This window comes from Acinetobacter colistiniresistens (assembly GCF_000413935.1).
In the GTDB taxonomy this organism is placed as follows: domain Bacteria; phylum Pseudomonadota; class Gammaproteobacteria; order Pseudomonadales; family Moraxellaceae; genus Acinetobacter; species Acinetobacter colistiniresistens.
On record NZ_KE340374.1, the window covers coordinates 16,338 to 35,121 of the forward strand.

An 18,784-nucleotide genomic window follows, 5' to 3' on the forward strand; every position below is an offset into this window, starting at 1 on the left:
TCAGTGAGGTCGATGTGAACTCAAATATTAATGAAACCGCTCAACTTAAGATTCGTATCCCAGCATCACTACGGAAACAATTACAACAGGAATCCATTGCACAACAAAGATCAATGAATGCTCAAATTAACTTTATTTTAAAGCAATTTTTGCAAATTCCTAGCAATGTACAACAGATGAAAGATAACCAAATACGGCAGAAATAATAGAGACTCATGCGGGTACATGAGTCTCTAAAGTTGTCTTAATTTTGCCGTCAAGACAACTTCATTGTATTGAACATCGATTGATTTATCAATGTTCACACGGTGCTTTCTGCCTCTTTTAAACCAAAGAGGTCCATTCCTATGCGTATTGAAACAGATAAAATTAGACAAATTGTTCGACTACTTAATCTTGGGTATAGCCAAAGGTCAATAGCGATACAGGCTCGGGCTAACCGCAGTTCTGTAAAAACCATTTTTGATAAATTAACACTTTTCCCGATTGATAATAGTGAGCTTAATTTATTTACTAATCTGGAGTTGTTGGATTATTTTGAGATTTCACGTACTCCAACTTATCCAACACGAAAAATCTATCCTGATTTTGAATATATCAATCAAGAGCTTAAAAAGCGGGATATGACATTGGAACTACTTTGGCAAGAATATATTGCTCAATATAAAAACGGTCTTTCATATTCTCGTTTTTGCCATGTATTTAATCATTTTCGGAATAAAAAACATGCCTCAATGCGCCAAACATTTAAAAGTGGTGAAGCATTGCTTGTTGATTTCTGTGGTAGAACAATGGAAATTACATCTCCAATAGATGGATCAAAAAGCTATGCTCAAGTATTTGTGGGGGTTCTAGGGGCTTCTGCGTATACATTTGCTTATGCTGTGCCAAGTCAAAGGGTGGAACATTGGCTCGAATGTTTTATCAAAACTTTTGATCATATCGGTGGTGTTCCTGCAACTGTGATCACAGACAATCTCAAATCAGCAGTCATTAAGAACAATAAGACTGGTTTAGTTTTTCAAAAGGATTTTGAAGACTTTGCTGCACATTATGATTTTGCAATTATTCCAACTCGTCCTCGTCATCCAAAAGATAAAGGTCTAGCTGAAGTTAGTGTTCAGATTGTACAACGTGCAGTACTTGCTTCCTTACGAAATCAAAAATTCTTTTCGATTGAAGAATTAAACCAAGCCATTCAGGAAAAGATGGATGTTATTAATCGAAAAACAACTCGACGTTTTACCATTAGTCGTTATGAGCAATTTTTGGCGTTGGATAGCAAAGATATATCACCATTACCAATTTATCCTTATGAACTTTGTTCATGGAAAAGGCATGTAAGAGTGAGTGAATTTTATCGAGTTGAGTATGAAGGTAATCAATATTCAGTTCCTTATACCTATATACATTTGCATGTCGATCTCAAAGTTACCCAATCAGCAATACATGTTTTTTATGAACGTGAAAAAATTGCGGAGCATGCAATTAGTCACGGTATTCGTCAAGATATTTGTCTTGATGAACATATGTCACCGGCACACCTCACTCAAAAAGGTTTATCAAAAGATGAAATTATTTATTGGGCAAATCGGGCTGGTCCAAATACTTCACAGTATGTATGCCATATTTTAAATCAAAAAGGCGATCTCGCTAGAAATATTAAATCACTGAACAAACTGAGGAAATGGGTTGTGGATAATCAAAAATCCCATTGTCTTGAAGATGCTTGTGATTTTGCAACACAACGACAAATTTATGCCTTGGATCGGCTGCAACGCATTATTGCAAACAGTGCTTATCAAATACAGCAACAACCTTTATCCGATGCATTAAGTCATATACCCACACCACACCATAACCTTCGCGGTGCAGATTACTATTTCCGCAATTCTGGAGCTGCTCATGCTTAAACAATCCGTGAAAGACAAATTAGAGCAGCTTAAACTCAAAGGCTTCTTACGTACAGCAGAGATTTTTTTAGATCAAATGCTTGCTCAAGGTAAAAGTTTTGAGGAGTTTCTAGATTTTTGCCTTGAAGCAGAATTAAATGATCGCACAAACCGACGTATTGAAAGACTTTTTTCAATTGCAAAATTTCGTTACCCAAGTGCAAGATTAGAGCATATTGACTATGCATCTGAACGGAAGATCAAAAAGGCAGATATTGCCCGTTATGCAAATTGTGAGTGGATCAGTGAATGTAGAGGACTGATCATCTCTGGTGCGACAGGTGTAGGGAAATCATGGTTAGCCTGTGCTTTGGGGGTCGAAGCTTGTCATCATAGCTATAGTGTCATGTATTTTAATGCAATAAGTCTATTCGATGAAATTAGCAGCGCAATCACATTAGGTGAAATCAAAGATTTTAAGAAAAAGGTATGTTCTGCGAAATTACTTATTATTGACGATTTTGGGCTAGGTGGTTTTAATCAGTCTTTAGCTCCATCGTTTTTGGAAATCATTGATAAGCAATCACAAAATGGTGGCTTGCTCATTACTAGTCAAGTACCCAAAAGATTGTGGTTTGAACAATTCCAAGATCCAACGATTGCAGATGCAGTGATGGATCGCATTTTACACCGTTCATACGAATTAGAAATTTCTGGTCGTTCCTATCGGGAGAAAATCTACGCCCAATAAGGGCAACTTTATTCAGTTAAGGGAGTAATGGTCTACACTATTCTCCCTATTATTTTGATTGCTGTGGTATAGCACGAATAGGAATGACTGGTATGGTACGAACAGGAATGGGTGGTCGTTTTATCCAGTATTTTGCAAAATGGTTTTTAAGGTTTTACCACTGTCTAAGATATCTGCTGCAATACGTAATGCTTCTGATTTAGAAAATTGGGCATTCACCAATAACACTTCTTTATCGCCTTCAATTAATGTTGAAGTCACACCGAAGTGCTCAGGTTGAGCCAGAAAGTTTTGGATTTTTAAGTCTTGTGCAAAAGCAGTTGATGTCGCCGCTAAAGTAGATAAAGCAATGATATAAGGTTTGGTATTCATCTTATCGTCTCCAATCTGATAAGGAATACTTTAAATTGCAATTATTGCTGAATAAACACCCTAAATTAAGATAAAATATTGCATATCTTGCAACAATGATAATAAACATGGATACCTTAAAAGCCATCCAAGTCTTTGTCTGTATCGCGCAGCAAGGCAATCTCAGCAAAGCGGCCGAACACCTTGACTATTCTAAAGCCATGGTGTCACGTTATTTAGAACATCTCGAACAAACTTTTTCAACTCGTCTGTTTCAACGCAATACCCGAAAAGTTTCATTGACCCCTGCGGGTGAAAAAGCCTTGGTCTATTGTGAGAATATTTTACAGCAGCAACAGTTGCTTGAAGGTTTAGCCGCGCCTGAACAGCACAGTGGCACGATTCGTTTTACCTGTGGCCTGTTTCTGTTTCAGCTCGGCGTAAATGAATGTATTAAACAGTTTAAAAAACGTTACCCCCATATTCAATTTGATGTCTATCTCACTGAAAATACCGTCGACCTGATGGATGCTCATGTCGATCTGGCGCTACGTATTACCCAAAAAGTTGCAGATGGTTTGATTGCGCGGCCTGTCTGTCAAATTGAATCTATCTTTTGTGCACATCCCCATTACTTACAAGACCACACACCCCTGTTACATCCCAGTCAACTGATTCAACATGAATGCATTGCACATCATACTCATAATCAATATTGGACCTTGTTTGATACAGATCAGCAACCGCAAAACTATCCTTTAAATGTTACGTTTAAAAGCAATGATGTGATTGCGCTTTATCAAATGTGCCTCAAGGCGCAAGGCATTGCCATGTTGCCCACTTTACTGGTACGTAAAGACATTGCACAGCAGCATTTGCAACAGGTGTTTACAGATTTTTCTGCACCCGACCTGACTTTGTCCTTAGTCTATGCTTCTAGGCAACACTTACCGAAAATTACCCAAGAATTTATTGCTTTTGTCATCGAAAACTTAAATTTTTACTTAAATCAGCAAAATTAAAAGATTTAAATTGACCTGAACGCTTGAATTTTGTCGCCTTGCCCATACTTCATCCCTATCTATGAATGACCAAGATGTGGCAGTTCGGGTTTAACCCTATGAGCATTCACGCCAAAAAGGACTGTACATGTTTAAGAACCTTTTTCAACGGAGATCATCAATGGCTAATGAGCACAATGAGCAAGCTCAAGACATTCAAAATGAGCAACAGACTGAACAAACTCAAGCTGAAGGTGTAGAGCAAGCAAACGAGCTTAGCGTTGAAGATTTACAAGCGCAAATCACCAAACTTGAAGAAAGCTTGAAACTAGAAAAAGCACGTACTGCCAATGCTGTTTATGAAGCGCAGAAAAGTGTTGAGCGTATCCAACGTGAATCTGAAAAGCACAAAGATACCGTGCTGGAAAAATTCGCCAAAGAATTACTGGATTCGGTCGACAACCTTGAACGTGCGATTCAAGCTGCGGGTGAAGAACAAACCCCTGTGCTTGAGGGTGTTAAGCTGACTTTGAAATCACTTCTTAGCACGCTGGAAAAATTTGGCGTAGTGGAAGCAGATACTCAAAATGGCTTCAATGCGGACTTACACCAAGCGGTTGGTATCGATCCAAATGCCAAAGCCAATGAAATCGGGACTGTTTTACAGAAGGGTTATACCTTAAATGGTCGCCTACTTCGCCCAGCAATGGTAATGGTGGGTCAATAATCCGCACGAGCAAAGCACTTATTTGCTCAAAAATGCAAAAAAATGAGAGTTTTTTGATTTTTTTTCATAAAAATGCTTGAAAAATACCGATTAACTCTCATATCGAATAACAAGCAAAACATTGCAACAAAATTTTAGAGGAACACAATCAATGGCAAAAATTATTGGTATTGACTTAGGTACTACCAACTCATGTGTTGCTGTACTTGAAGGCGATAAAGTAAAAGTAATCGAAAACGCTGAAGGCGCACGTACAACTCCATCGATCATTGCATATAAAGATGGCGAGATCCTTGTTGGTCAAAGCGCGAAACGCCAAGCGGTAACCAACCCAAAAAACACATTATTCGCAATCAAGCGTTTAATCGGTCGTCGTTATGAAGATCAAGCAGTACAAAAAGATATCGGTCTTGTCCCTTACAAAATCATCAAAGCAGACAATGGCGATGCTTGGGTTGAAGTAAACGATAAGAAATTAGCACCACAACAAATCTCTGCTGAAATCTTGAAAAAGATGAAGAAAACTGCAGAAGACTACTTGGGTGAAACCGTTACTGAAGCAGTCATCACTGTTCCTGCTTACTTTAACGATGCACAACGTCAAGCGACTAAAGATGCAGGTAAAATTGCAGGTCTTGATGTTAAACGTATCATCAACGAACCAACTGCTGCTGCACTTGCGTTCGGTATGGACAAAAAAGAAGGCGATCGTAAAATCGCGGTTTACGACTTAGGTGGTGGTACATTCGACGTATCAATCATTGAAATCGCTGACCTTGATGGCGACCAGCAAATCGAAGTGTTATCAACAAACGGTGATACTTTCCTTGGTGGTGAAGACTTTGATAACGCATTAATTGAATTCTTGGTTGAAGAATTCAAGAAAGAACAAAGTGTGAACTTGAAAAATGATCCACTTGCGTTACAACGTTTGAAAGAAGCTGCTGAAAAAGCAAAAATCGAGCTTTCTTCATCGAACGCGACTGAAATCAACCTTCCATACATCACGGCTGATGCGACTGGTCCTAAACACTTAGTGATCAACGTAACACGTGCAAAACTTGAAGGTTTGGTTGCTGACTTACTTGCTCGTACCATTGAGCCTTGCCGTATTGCACTTAAAGATGCAGGTCTTTCGACTTCTGACATCTCTGACGTAATTTTAGTGGGTGGTCAGTCTCGTATGCCACTTGTACAACAAAAAGTACAAGAATTCTTCGGTAAAGAGCCACGTAAAGACGTGAACCCGGACGAAGCGGTTGCGATTGGTGCTGCGATTCAAGGTGCAGTATTGTCTGGTGACAAAACTGACGTACTTTTATTAGACGTAACACCGTTAACACTTGGTATCGAAACCATGGGTGGCGTATTAACAGCGATTATTGAGAAAAACACGACGATTCCTGCGAAGAAATCTCAAGTATTCTCTACTGCTGCTGATAACCAACCTGCTGTAGACATTTCAGTGTTCCAAGGCGAACGTAAAATGGCTCAGCAAAACAAATTGTTGGGTAACTTCCAGTTAGGCGATATCCCACCTGCTCCACGTGGTGTACCGCAAATTGAAGTATCGTTCGACATCAACGCGGATGGTATCTTGAAAGTATCTGCGAAAGATAAGAGCACTGGTAAAGAGCAATCGATCCAGATTAAAGCAAACTCAGGTTTGTCTGATGCTGAAATCGAAGCAATGATTAAAGATGCTGAAGCGAATGCTGAAGAAGACCGTAAGTTTGAAGAGTTAGCCAAAGCGCGTAACGAAGCTGATGCGTTAATCTCTAGCTCAAACAAAGCAGTGAAAGATCTGGGTGACAAAGTCACTGAAGATGAAAAAACTGCAATCAGCACTGCGGTTTCTGAGCTTGAAGCAGCAACCAAAGAAAATGAAGTTGAAGACATCAAAGCGAAAACTGAAGCTTTACAAAACATCTTGATGCCAATCACTCAACGTGCTTATGAACAAGCACAAGGTGCTGGCGGCGCAGAAGGTTTTGATCCAAATGCATTCCAAGGTGGTGATGCAGGTCAACAACAGAAAGCGGATGATGGCGTTGTAGATGCTGAGTTCACAGAAGTAAAAGATGACAAAAAATAATTTGTCTCTTTAAAAAGACCGCGCGAAAGCGCGGTTTTTTATATTTTAAGATGAATCATTTTTGTTCAAAATAAAGTTCGCCCAAAATTGGCATAAACAAAGGTATCACGCCACACGCTTTAATTTCATCCAGAAACTCAGCAATATTCACCCCAGGTAATAACTGCGGTGGTGCATCAATCGGCGTCACCATGCTATCCCAATGACATGGAATAATATATTTCGGCTTGAGTAGTCGGACTACATCTTTGACATAGTCCGGGCGATATTTACGTCCAATCGCACACAGGCACACGATATCAGCCTGTTTGCCCTGCAATTCCTGTTCAATAAAATCGGCCGAATCGATGTGAACAATGCGCAGTTGACCTGTGTCAATCCACCAGTTTAAGACCAAACCATGCCGTAACTGATGAAATTTCGGTGGATACGGTGGTGGTTCAATCATATCTCCCGGTAATGGAACACGACCAAACAAAGCTTTACCATGGATTGAAGGCAAGCCAATGATTTGCCATTTCCCGCACTCAATCACTTCCCTACCCTGTGTCGCCTGCATCTGTTGCTCAGGCAAGCCTGCAGAACGCCCGTACATCAAACTGGCTTCCGAACCAATGAGACGAGCCCCTGTTTGTTTGCAGAGCTCTGGTGCATCCAGAATATGGTCATAGTGCGCATGCCCTATCAGTACCTCATCAGCATCAGGGATATAGCGTTTAACCACAGCTGGATCGCTCAATAAAGGTTGAGTAAAGGTCTGCCAAAGACTGGGACGACTCACAAAAGGATCAAGCACTAAAGTTCGACTGGCATCAGACAAAATAAAGCCTGCTGTGCCCAAATATTTAATTTTTAGATTTTCTGCCTTTGCGGGTGCAGGTGAAACTGCCGCCCATGTGGCTTCAGGCACTTTGAGTAGATATTTCAGCATGCATGTTCCTTTGCATTTTATTGTAATTATCAGAATCGATCATTTTGTCTTCAATATGGCAGTTATATGCGTCAATCTCAAGCTGAATCCCAAAACTGAGATTGGCAGTATCATGCCTAATACTGCAGGATTAGTTTGATATACATGAAATTATATTTCGGTATAATCCAAAGCACTAAAAGAATGATACTTAGAGAGAAGATGAAAACCGATCCCGTTATCAGCAAAACCCAATTTAGATTAATCTTTATTTTTTCACTAATCTGTATTTTTATCAGCTCGATATTCGATGCTTACAATGAAACAACCATCGCAATTAATAAATTATTAGTAACAGAACCACAGAACTGGGAACTCCTTATTACAGGCTCTCTGGCGATTGTTTTTGTGGTGATATTAGTTGGTTTATTCTTATTTAAACAATGGGCAAGAAAGCTTTACGTCTATAGTTTTTTCCCCCTGTTACTTATTTATCTATTACCCAGCTATTCTTCGACATTCATCTCTGGTTTTGGCGCCATTTTTTATGAGCTAGGCAATATTCTCTCTACGCTGATCTGGGGAGTTTTAGTGGTGCCCAGCCTATATCAACCTCTGTTTTCCAAAAATAACGAATGAAATTGACCTTCATCATGAGCTTGGTGCTGTTTCTGATCTGGTCTGCTTATCAAACTCACCAACATCCTCAACTTAAATTTAATTCTTTGGCAGATCGTATCAGTAGTCCCTTAGATACTCGTTTACGCTATCGGATTGCCGAAGTTGACCCACGTTTTAAACTCAGCATTGAGCAAGTCAAAAGCATCAGCCAACAAGCGACTCAAATCTGGAAAGATGGCACGGGGCAAGATTATTTTGTCTATGATCCCAATGCCCAACTCGCCATCCACCTGATTTATGATGAACGTCAAATCGAAAGTGAACAACGTCGAGAACATCTCAGCCAACTACAGTCCAATCAACAACATTGGCAAGATAAAAAACAGCAATTGGATCTGATTGAGCAGGAAATTCTGAGTAGCAAACAACTTTTAGATTTAAAGCAACAACAGTTGAATCAACAAATTCAATACTATAATCAAGAGCAACACAATGCACGGCAACATCCTGCCTCTTATGCCAACCCTGACTATTTTCAACAACGGCAGCGGGATTTAGAGCAAAATGTGAAGTTACTACAGCAAGAAATTGATCAATATAATCAAAGAATCGCTCAACTCAATCAGCAAGTAGATGAATTGAATGCTTTGGATCAGCAGTTAACCAGCTCTGTCAGCCAATTTAAACAACGCTTTAAACCCCATTTATTTCATAAAGGCTTATTTAACGGTAAACAGATCTTGATTTATGAATTCGAATCTGAAGATGATTTACGCCTTACCCTCGCACATGAATTCGGCCATGCCTTGGGACTACAGCACACTGATGATCCACAAGCACTGATGTATCCCGTCATGAAAGAACAAAATGCCACTCACTTTCGCCTGACTCAAGCCGATCGTGCGCTGTTGCTGACCAGATAGTTTTCGCTCATGCCAAAATCGAAGAGCTCTAAAAAGTGACTCAAAATTTGCTAGACAATAAATGTCACAAAGCAGCAATTTTGCACTTAAAGGTTAAAAACGCGACTGTTTTAGAAAAAACTTACAAAAGTTAACAATAGGCGGTTTTCTTGCTGCTTTTTGAGAAAATTCTGACTCTAACTAATTTAGGCCATTGATATTTTTTGAGTTATGCTCAAAAAAACAACAAAAATCACTTTTTTTTATTGTGTAAATCATTCGATTCATTTTTTTATTTATTAGAAAAAAATCACACTTTTTCACTCTATTTATTAAGCAGATAGCATTTTGACGACCACAAAATAATGATCAAAAATAAGTTTTTATTTTGGGGATTTCACAATGCAAGCTCATTATCTCGCATTTTTCATTGCTTGTATCAGCATGATTGCACCTCAACTGAGTAATGCACAGACGAATCTCAATTCGATTGATGTCCATCAACACCAACCGATCAAAAAAGTCGTGCGTTATCGCATCGCAGATATCGACCCACGTTTTAATTTAAACCAGCAACAAGTCCTCGACTTAACCCAGCAAGCCGCCAGACTCTGGGAACAGGAAACAGGACAACAAAATTTTATTTACGATCCGCAAGCCGAGTTCAGCATCAACTTGGTCTTTGATGAGCGTCAACAGCGCAGTACTGACCGCTTACAGGGTCTAGATCAACTCAAACAACAACAGCAACAATGGGAAACTCAGAATCAGCAATTAAAACAAGTAAAAGATGAAATCCAAAAAAGTACTGCTTTAATTGCCAGTAAACAGGCACAACTCGCAGCCCAATTCCAGCAATATAATGCAGAAGTACAGCGTTTTAACCAAAGCCGTTCGAGTTCAAAAGACTTGGCACAGCAATTTTCACAAAGACAACAAGCTTTACAGCAACAATCTTTAGCGCTACAACATGAAGTTCAGGAACACAATCAACGCACTCAACAGCTAAATCAACGGATTCAAAGTCTCAATCAAAATAATCAACAACTGGTCGCATCAGCAAATCAGTTTAATCAGGTTTTCCAACCTCATCTGTTTCATAAAGGCCATTTTAACGGCAAGCAAATCTTCATTTATGAGTTTTCCTCGATCAATGACCTGCGTTTTACCCTCGCCCATGAATTTGGTCACGCACTTGGGCTGGAACATACCAATGACCCAACCTCACTGATGTACCCAGTGATCCAAAAGCAAAATCTTCAACAGTTCGCACTGACAGATTCAGATAAAGATCTGGTTAAAGCCATTTATTAGCACCCTAAAAGCATAAATACGTTACACGAATTAACATCAACTAGACTTTAAGTATAGTTTTTGTACAAACAGATAAATAAATTACGTGAAATAAAAAGTATTTACTGCTGATAAAAAAATCCCTTTTTTAAGAACCTAGTTAAAGTTTTAAAAATTTAGTGCGCTTGGAAATAAAAAATAAATAATTGTTCTCACTTTATTTTTGATCATTTAATAAACAAATATCGTTTTTTTATCGCGATTTTAGCGTTATATGTCTACAAATGTATTTTTATTCATTTTCTAGAAATATCGTTAAAACTCATACATCGCATCTACTTTCATCAATTTGACTACTGATTTTTTTGGCTAAAATGTGACCTCTTTCAAGTTTTATCTCCTATTATGCGTCTTTTATCTCTCCTTTTGGCCACATGCTTTACTGTATTGGCCCCAGTCTCGGCTTTGGCTAAAATTCCCTCGTCGGCTTCAGCGTCGTCTCAGGTTCGCTACAGCACTGAACAACCGCTACGTTATCGAATTGCCAAGCTTGACCCGCGCTTAAACATCGATCAACAACAGATGGTCGAACTCAGCAAACAAGCAGCAGCGATTTGGGAAAATAATACAGGTCAAAAATATTTTGTGTATGATCCTGAAGCCGAGTTTGTAATTAATCTGGTGTTTGACCAACGTCAGCTTCGCAGCATGAAACGTGCTGAAAGCCTCGGTCAACTCGAACAGGAACAGCAAAACTGGCTCAATCACAATGAGAAATTGCAGAAAGTGAATGCTGATTTGGCAGAAAGCAGTGCTCAATTGGAGCAGCAAAAGCAAGCTTATGAAAATCAGGCGCAGCAATATCAATTGGGTTTAGCACAATATAAAGCAGATAGTTCAAATAAAACCTTATTTGCAAGTCTGCAAAAGCAGCAACGTGATTTGCAACAACAAGCGGTAAAACTGCAAGCCAAGATTGCAGAATACAACCATAAAGTTCAGCAAAATCAGTTGAAAGCAGAAAAATCTCAACAGGTCTATCAAGAGTTGGCTGCATCTGTTGCTGAGTTTAATGAAACCTTCAAGCCTGAGGTCCTGCATAAAGGTCAATTTGATGGAAAACAGATTTTTATTTATGAGTTTTCTTCAATCGACGACCTACGTTTAACTTTAGCCCATGAGTTTGGCCATGCCTTGGGTCTCAAACATACCCGCGATCCGAAGTCTTTAATGTATCCACGTATTAAAGATCAGGATGCCAAAGATTTTCAGCTGACGGATACCGATCTAAAGCTACTTGGCTTAGCCAACTAGAACAGATCAATCGCCATAATAGGTTGCGTTAAGATGATGTGCTAAGCAATAACAAGAATGGGTCGATTGTTTTGATTTATTCATGTTATTGTGGTGTTAAAACATCATCTTAGCCTTAATGGAGATCAGCATGAGTTATTATCATATCTTAATTGAAGTGAACGACCACATCAGTACGATTGAGCAGACTCGTGATATCGAACTCTTAGATATTCAAGATATTAGCCCATATCTGCACTCTATTTTGATTCCCTATTTCAATGAGCAAGAAGTCGAACTTGAAGATGAAAACGTGGCGTATGACGAGATTCTGCATTTAGCAGTGAAACAGACCTTATTACCGATTGAACACTTGATTGAAGAAGAACAAAAGCAGCTCCCAAGTGATACCGATGTCACTATCACCGCCTATGAAATCTTTAATGATCGAGATTTAAGCCAAGATGTAACTGCAGTGATTTTTGATATTTTAGAAGCGGTTAAATTAGACGCTGCACCGTAAAACAGAGAGATAAAAAAGGTCTGCATTGAGCAGACCTTTTTATTTTATATGTATTACAACGCTTTACTGCATCATTTGTTTTGCCTGTTCCTGACGGAATGCACGTAGAATCTGCTGCCCTGCTCGTCCTGTCTGACTTAAGCCGAGTCGGCTTTGTTCTTGGCGAATGGCCTGACGGCTCTTATCACCGATCAAGCCATCAACAGCACCAATATCATAACCACGCTGAACTAAGAACTGTTGAATTTCACGACGTTCAGCACGTGATGTGCCAGGGTCATCGGTTGGCCAAGCCATTAAAAATGGTGTGCCGCCGCGTAAGCGGTCAGATAAATGGGCAATGGCTAAACCATAACTTTCAGCTGCGTTATAACTATAAATTGCATCAAAGTTTTTAAACACCAAGAATAGTGGGCCATTGGCACCTGCTGGCGAAATCAATCCCGCTGGAGTACTGCCTGATAAATTGCCCTGAATTAAAGCCGTTCCGTCCGCACGGGTTACACCTTGCGCAACCCAGCTATTCAGTGGCTTTTTATTACGGCGACTTTCACCTGAGATTGACATGCCTTGTGGAATTTTCACCTCAAAGCCCCATGGCATACCTGTTTGCCAGCCGGCACGTTTCAAGAAATTAGCTGTCGAAGCCAGTGCATCCGTCGTACTTGAGACCAGATCACGGCGGCCATCACCATCAAAATCAACGGCCAGACGCTCATAAGTTGATGGCATAAATTGAGTATGACCAAAAGCACCTGCCCATGAACCATACAATTGATCTTGGGTTAAATCGCCACGTTGCAAAATCCGCATGGTGGCAAAGAACTCTCCACGAAAATAACTTTGACGGCGCCCTTCACAACTTAACGTACCGAGTGCCTGTAATAAAGGATATTTACCTGAAATATCACCATAATTACTTTCCACACCCCATACTGCCACTACTGTTTCCGCAGGGACACCATAGGCCTGTTCGACCCGGTTCAATACCGCACGGTGTTGAGTCAGTTTTTGCTGCCCTGCCTGCACGCGTTCGTTATCCACAAGGCCAGACAAATAATCCCAGATTGGTGTCGAAAATTCAGGCTGATAATTTAATTTATCAATCACCGAATAATCTGGGGTTAAATTTTGGGTATAACGATCATAACTAGCACCAGACACCCCTGATGCAATCGCTTGAGAGCGTAAATTTGCAATACAGCCTTGAAAGTTGGTATTTGGCGTATAATTACTGCTTACAGGTGCTGTTGTGGTTGGTGCTGAAACTGCTGCACCATTAATCACCAACTCGGCATGCGCCTGATTGAAAAAAGTAAATAAGGCAGTGCCTAGAAAAAAAGAAAAATGACGTTTCATGACTGAACCAAAAATTTTGAATTTAAATTTCCTCTTCACCTTAACACGCTATATAAAGATGTATAGTTTGGAAACGTAACTTTGAATTCATTTTATGGTTTTAAATTTAAAACACAGTTTTTAAATTCATAATTGCAGCGCATTTTAAATTTAAAAGTTATCAACAAGTGCAATTTAAATTCAAAACCACCAACACCCTCAACCCTAATTTTAAATTCAAAAAAGTTATCCACTTTTAAATTTAAAACTAAAGAAAACCAGAGCCAACATCAAAAATACCGACTAATCATGCGATTTTTAAGCACTTAAACAGAAAAAATAGATCCCCACAGGCTGTATATTTAAATTTAAAACAGCAAAAACATGCACAATTTTAAATTTAAACCATGTGATTATTTTTAAATTTAAAACAAAACCAACACCACATCATTTAAATTCAAACCCAACCCTGCTTTTTTAAATTCAAAACATCAACACCAAAGTTATCCACAATAGTAAAATCCATTTTTTAAATTTAAAAGTTTAAATTCAAAATACGTTGCCAATAAAAAAGCGGTCCAAAGACCGCTTTTTAAGCATTGTGGATAAGTTTAGAACATCATATCTGCGGTTAATGCCAATGGAATAGGTAGAATTTCCGCCAATTGACGACATAATCCAGTTAAATCATCCGCATTATTCGGCATCAAGGTAATATGACCCAACTTACGACCTGCACGTTCAGACTTATTATAAAGGTGTAAATGTGCACCATTCAGTGCCAAAACCTGTTCAGATTTTGGATGTTGACCAATAATATTGATCATCACTGTCGGGCGAATTACTTCAGTTGAACCCAATGGCAAACCTGCAACTGCACGAATATGGTTTTCAAATTGCGAACAAATCGCGCCTTCAATCGACCAATGACCTGAATTATGCACTCGACATGCCATTTCATTGGCATATAAACCTTGTTCTGTCACAAACAATTCAAGCGTCAGCACACCCACATAATTTAAGTGGTTCAACAAACGGGTAATATAGTCTTGTGCCACAGGCTGCAAATCAACGCTATTTGGCGCAGGCACAATCGAATGCGACAGAATACCGTTATGGTGATGATTTTCGGCCAATGCCCAAGTTTTCACATCACCATTTTGACCACGCACCGCAATGATCGAGACTTCTCGGCTGAATTTGACAAAACTTTCTGCGATCAAGCTTTTCGCAGGACCCAATTCAGCCCAAGCCGTTTCGATTTGATCTTCTGTACGTAATACGAATTGGCCTTTACCATCATAACCACCTGTTACAGTTTTCAAGACGATGGGTAAACCCAGATCTGTTACGGCCTGTTTTAAACTGCCAAGGCTATCCACAGCACGATACGGTGCAACTGGAATACCGAGTTCATCAAACAAGCTCTTTTCTGCCAAGCGATTTTGTGCCGTCGCCAAAGCAAGACGAGGCGGGTACAAGGTTTTGCTTTGCGTCAAAACATCCACATCTGCGACAGGCGTATTTTCAAATTCAAGGCTAAATACATCCGCACTGGCAATAAAATCTTGCAAGCCTTGCGGGTTCTGGCTGGAAAATACTGGACCTAGAATCGCAGCAGGACAATCCGTTTCCGCTTCAAAAAAAGTACATTGAATATTCAGTGGCAAAGCCGCTTGCGCCATCATGCGTCCAAGCTGTCCGCCACCAAAAATACCGATGGTTTTATTCATGTTCAGCCCCGTTACACTTTACCAGGGATATTATTATTCGACACTTTTTCGGTTTGTGCGGTACGGAAGTCCGCTACATTTTTTGCAATGTCTGCACGGGTTAAGCCAAGGATTTGCGCCGCCATAATCGCCGCATTAATTGCACCTGCTTGACCAATCGCCAATGTACCCACCGCAATACCTGCTGGCATTTGTACAATCGAAAGCAATGAATCAACACCATTTAAAATTGAAGATTTCACCGGTACACCAAGCACAGGTAAATCAGTTTTCGCTGCACACATTCCTGGTAAATGTGCTGCACCACCAGCACCTGCAATAATCACTTGAAGACCACGATCACGTGCAGTTTCAGCATATTCAAATAAACGGTCTGGGGTACGGTGTGCAGAAACAACTTCCGCTTCAAATGGGACACCAAGCTGTTTAAGCATATTGGCAGTATGTTCGAGAGTTGCCCAATCTGATTGAGAACCCATGATAATTCCAACAAGTGGTTGAGCGTCTTGTGCTGCGGCCGCATTCATTGCTAATGTTCCAGAGACAAAAATTAAAGAAGATAAATCTCGACGAGAGCCAAGCTTTAGAGGATTCAGAACGCCATTATTATAGACTGATTTTTCATCTCACGAAAATTTAACTGAACGACTGCAACTATATTTTTTAGGAAAAAATGAAATAAAGTGTGCTAACAATGACATAGCGTTATATTTCAATAATAATAGGGGAGCTTAAAAATCAACAAGAGCATTAATAATGAAAAAACGGCTAGGCCTATTGGCAATCACACTTTTCACGGTACACAGCAATGCCGCTTTAGTGAATTTAAATCTCGATGAGTTTCAAAAAACCTTTAAATCGTTAAATAAAGCACAGGGCTATAATGGCGAAATTAACAGTGACGCACTCACGGGTAAAGCCTATGAGAAATTCATTGTCACGGGTTCATCACATACCGATGAAAGAGAACCCGTATTGATGACAGGGTATTATATGAACCCGACTGAGGTCGGTACGCTTTATTCAATTACACAGTATCGTGTGTACTGTGACGATGAGACCTATAGCTATGCCTTGTCTAATTTTGAACCCAATGGTGCATTATCCACAACAACAATGGACAGTGACTATGGCTTTGAATATGAAAATCCTTCGGCAAGAGATCAAAAGTTTAGCAAAATTTTAAAAAATGCCTGTAAGCACCCAGCCAAATAGAGCTGAATGCGCATCTCACAATGGTGAAGGGCTTCAGACCATGTTTGATCCGAGCCATTGTGATTTACTGACTTCTAAAAACAAAATAAACACAGCCCATCAAACACAGCATCGCCCAGATATAATCTAGCTTAAATGGCTGTTTAAAAACAAAAATCATAAAGGGGACAAACACCAATAAAGTGACTACCTCCTGAGTGATTTTCATTTCTCCCAAACTCCAGCCATGCTGGTTAAGTAGTTTGGTGGCAGGGATCATAAAACTGTATTCCAGCAAGGCAATACACCAGCTAAACAAGATCGCTTGCCAGATTGGTGCATCGTGCAGAATTTTCAGATGCCCATACCATGCCAAGGTCATAAAACAGTTGGAAATGATCAACAAACATAACGCTAAAAGAGTAGGGCTCAACATCGTTCTTTTTATCCAAATCTGGGTTAAACAAGAGGGAATGGTACGGAGCTCAAAACATTAAAATATGAGCATCCATCCGCATCATTATAAGTAAACAACAACAACGAATTTTGACTATCTTTTCCATGCAAGCCTTGTTATCGTTGCGTTTGATTTTTATTGATAATGACAATCATACATACGATATCAGTGCTGTATGAAAAGAGTGGAGAAGGCGCGTTATGCATCTGCATATTTTGGGTATTTGTGGCACATTTATGGGGTCTTTGGCTCTACTCGCACGAGATTTAGGACATAAAGTCACAGGTTCAGATGCCAATGTTTATCCACCGATGTCGACTCAACTGGAAAATGCGGGAATCGAGCTCATGCAGGGCTATGACCGCAGCCATTTACAACCTCATCCAGATCTTGTTATCGTCGGCAATGCCATGAAACGTGGCATTGATGCGATCGAATATATGCTGAATGAAGGTCTACCTTATATTTCTGGTCCACAATTCTTGGCAGACCATGTATTACAAGGCAAACATGTACTTGGTGTTGCGGGTACACACGGTAAAACCACCACCACCACCATGTTGGCGTGGGTATTAGACCAAGCGGGCTTAAATCCAGGCTTTTTGATCGGTGGCGTACCACTTGGTTTTAGTGAAAGTGCACGTCTAGGTGGCGGTCAATATTTCTGTGTAGAAGCGGATGAATATGATTCTGCTTTCTTCGACAAACGTTCTAAATTTGTACACTACCACCCAAAAACCGCGATTCTTAATAACCTTGAATTTGACCACGCCGATATTTTTGATGACTTGGCTGCGATTCAGAAACAGTTCCATCATTTAGTACGTACCATTCCAAGTGAAGGTCGTATTATTGCACCGATTACTGAAACCAATATTGATGAAGTATTAGAGCAGGGCTGCTGGACACCTGTGCTTCGCACCAGCCTTGAGCCAAATGATCAAGCCGCTTTATCTGCTGAATTGATCAGTGTCGATGGCAGTCACTTTAAAGTACTTGAGCACGGCAAAGTGGTCGGTGAAGTGAAATGGAATATGACAGGGCAGCATAGTGTGGCCAATGCTTTGGCAACGATTGCAGCGGCACAGCACGTCGGTGTCAGCCTTGCGCAAGCCTGTGAAGCCTTATCTAACTTCGGCGGGGTTAAACGTCGTATGGAGCTATTAGGTACGGTGCGTGGCATCGAAGTCTATGATGACTTTGCCCATCATCCAACTGCGATTGAAACCACACTCGACGGCGCACGTAAACGCTTAGGTGAACGTAAGTTGTGGGCGATCATTGAACCCCGTTCTAACACCATGCGTATGGGTAGCCATAAAGATGGTTTAGCACATTCCGCACGTTTGGCCGATGAAGTGATTTGGTATCAGCCAGAAGGTTTGGATTGGGATCTCCAACCTGTGATTGCAGCATCAGCAAACAAGGCTGAAGTCAGCCGCTCTTTAGATGAGATCATTGCTCGTGTGGTCAATGAAGCAGGTGAGGGTGATGCAGTGGTGATCATGTCCAATGGTGGTTTTGGTGGTTTACACCAAAAGTTAATTAGGGCGTTGTCGTAATTAACCTCAACACTTTCTCTAACTTATTGAAAAACTATTGTCTCAACGGAGTCTTGCAAGTTCTTATCTAATTTCTGGATCAGCCTGCGGCTCGCCCTACTTTTCTTTCGGGAAAAGTAGGCAAAACCATTGTCATCTGCA

General features: G+C 40.2%; 17 protein-coding genes and 2 pseudogenes. 13 read left to right on the forward strand and 6 right to left on the reverse strand.

Features of this window, described 5'->3' with window-relative positions:
* Positions 1-14 precede the first annotated feature (14 nt).
* From F907_RS17725 to istB, 3 genes are all read left to right on the forward strand, one after another.
* Positions 15-206: an Arc family DNA-binding protein gene (locus F907_RS17725; protein WP_016650962.1), complete on the forward strand. Its 192-nt coding sequence runs from the start codon at positions 15-17 to the stop codon at positions 204-206.
* Between the two features lie 141 nt (positions 207-347).
* Positions 348-1,913: an IS21 family transposase gene (gene istA, locus F907_RS17720; protein ID WP_016650963.1), complete on the forward strand. Its 1,566-nt coding sequence runs from the start codon at positions 348-350 to the stop codon at positions 1,911-1,913.
* On the forward strand, positions 1,906-2,643 hold the full coding sequence (gene istB / locus F907_RS17715) for an IS21-like element helper ATPase IstB (RefSeq protein ID WP_016650964.1): 738 nt from the start codon (positions 1,906-1,908) through the stop codon (positions 2,641-2,643). The genes istA and istB overlap by 8 nt, the downstream gene beginning before the upstream one ends.
* Positions 2,644-2,766: 123 nt before the next feature.
* Here istB and F907_RS17710 read toward each other — a convergent pair.
* Positions 2,767-3,015, reverse strand: a pseudogene (locus tag F907_RS17710) (MBL fold metallo-hydrolase); the annotation flags it as partial.
* A gap of 107 nt (positions 3,016-3,122) precedes the next feature.
* Here F907_RS17710 and F907_RS17705 point away from each other — a divergent pair.
* From F907_RS17705 to dnaK, 3 genes and pseudogenes are all read left to right on the forward strand, one after another.
* Positions 3,123-4,030: pseudogene (locus F907_RS17705) on the forward strand (LysR family transcriptional regulator).
* 146 nt (positions 4,031-4,176) lie between these two features.
* Complete coding sequence (grpE, locus tag F907_RS17700; protein ID WP_005277721.1) at positions 4,177-4,722, forward strand: nucleotide exchange factor GrpE; 546 nt, start codon at positions 4,177-4,179, stop codon at positions 4,720-4,722.
* Between the two features lie 151 nt (positions 4,723-4,873).
* Positions 4,874-6,817, forward strand: coding sequence for a molecular chaperone DnaK (dnaK, locus tag F907_RS17695; RefSeq protein ID WP_016650966.1), 1,944 nt, complete (start codon positions 4,874-4,876; stop codon positions 6,815-6,817).
* Between the two features lie 55 nt (positions 6,818-6,872).
* Here dnaK and F907_RS17690 read toward each other — a convergent pair whose 3' ends face one another.
* Complete coding sequence (locus F907_RS17690) at positions 6,873-7,748, reverse strand: MBL fold metallo-hydrolase (RefSeq protein WP_016650967.1); 876 nt, start codon at positions 7,746-7,748, stop codon at positions 6,873-6,875.
* A 201-nt stretch (positions 7,749-7,949) separates the two neighbouring features.
* On the opposite strand from F907_RS17690, the gene F907_RS17685 reads away from it, so the two are divergent.
* The 5 genes from F907_RS17685 to F907_RS17665 all read left to right on the forward strand — a co-directional run bounded on the left by F907_RS17685 (position 7,950) and on the right by F907_RS17665 (position 12,359).
* Entirely contained in the window at positions 7,950-8,366 is a 417-nt protein-coding gene (locus tag F907_RS17685) for a hypothetical protein (protein ID WP_016650968.1), read from the forward strand.
* Positions 8,363-9,271 carry a matrixin family metalloprotease gene (locus tag F907_RS17680; RefSeq protein WP_016650969.1) on the forward strand — a complete coding sequence of 303 codons (909 nt, stop codon included), beginning with the start codon at positions 8,363-8,365 and terminating at the stop codon, positions 9,269-9,271. The genes F907_RS17685 and F907_RS17680 overlap by 4 nt, the downstream gene beginning before the upstream one ends.
* Before the next feature lie 381 nt (positions 9,272-9,652).
* Positions 9,653-10,564 (forward strand): matrixin family metalloprotease, encoded by a 912-nt coding sequence (locus F907_RS17675; protein WP_016650970.1) that lies wholly within the window; start codon positions 9,653-9,655, stop codon positions 10,562-10,564.
* A 384-nt stretch (positions 10,565-10,948) separates the two neighbouring features.
* Positions 10,949-11,857 carry a matrixin family metalloprotease gene (locus tag F907_RS17670; protein ID WP_016650971.1) on the forward strand — a complete coding sequence of 303 codons (909 nt, stop codon included), beginning with the start codon at positions 10,949-10,951 and terminating at the stop codon, positions 11,855-11,857.
* 118 nt (positions 11,858-11,975) lie between these two features.
* Complete coding sequence (locus F907_RS17665) at positions 11,976-12,359, forward strand: hypothetical protein (RefSeq protein WP_162616955.1); 384 nt, start codon at positions 11,976-11,978, stop codon at positions 12,357-12,359.
* Positions 12,360-12,422: 63 nt separating this feature from the next.
* Here the strand turns inward: F907_RS17665 and F907_RS17660 are convergent, their stop codons facing one another.
* The 3 genes from F907_RS17660 to purE form a co-directional block, all read right to left on the reverse strand.
* Positions 12,423-13,718 carry a lytic murein transglycosylase gene (locus F907_RS17660; RefSeq protein WP_016650972.1) on the reverse strand — a complete coding sequence of 432 codons (1,296 nt, stop codon included), beginning with the start codon at positions 13,716-13,718 and terminating at the stop codon, positions 12,423-12,425.
* 590 nt (positions 13,719-14,308) lie between these two features.
* Positions 14,309-15,430, reverse strand: a complete 1,122-nt coding sequence (locus F907_RS17655; protein ID WP_016650973.1) for a 5-(carboxyamino)imidazole ribonucleotide synthase — start codon at positions 15,428-15,430, stop codon at positions 14,309-14,311.
* Positions 15,431-15,441: 11 nt separating this feature from the next.
* Positions 15,442-15,957 (reverse strand): 5-(carboxyamino)imidazole ribonucleotide mutase, encoded by a 516-nt coding sequence (purE, locus tag F907_RS17650; protein ID WP_016650974.1) that lies wholly within the window; start codon positions 15,955-15,957, stop codon positions 15,442-15,444.
* A 229-nt stretch (positions 15,958-16,186) separates the two neighbouring features.
* Between purE and F907_RS17645 the strand changes: the two genes are divergently transcribed.
* Positions 16,187-16,645 (forward strand): hypothetical protein, encoded by a 459-nt coding sequence (locus F907_RS17645; protein WP_016650975.1) that lies wholly within the window; start codon positions 16,187-16,189, stop codon positions 16,643-16,645.
* A 64-nt stretch (positions 16,646-16,709) separates the two neighbouring features.
* Here F907_RS17645 and F907_RS17640 read toward each other — a convergent pair whose 3' ends face one another.
* Complete coding sequence (locus tag F907_RS17640; protein ID WP_162616957.1) at positions 16,710-17,072, reverse strand: DMT family protein; 363 nt, start codon at positions 17,070-17,072, stop codon at positions 16,710-16,712.
* Positions 17,073-17,281: 209 nt separating this feature from the next.
* Between F907_RS17640 and mpl the strand changes: the two genes are divergently transcribed.
* Entirely contained in the window at positions 17,282-18,643 is a 1,362-nt protein-coding gene (gene mpl / locus F907_RS17635) for a UDP-N-acetylmuramate:L-alanyl-gamma-D-glutamyl-meso-diaminopimelate ligase (protein WP_016650977.1), read from the forward strand.
* Positions 18,644-18,784 lie beyond the last annotated feature (141 nt).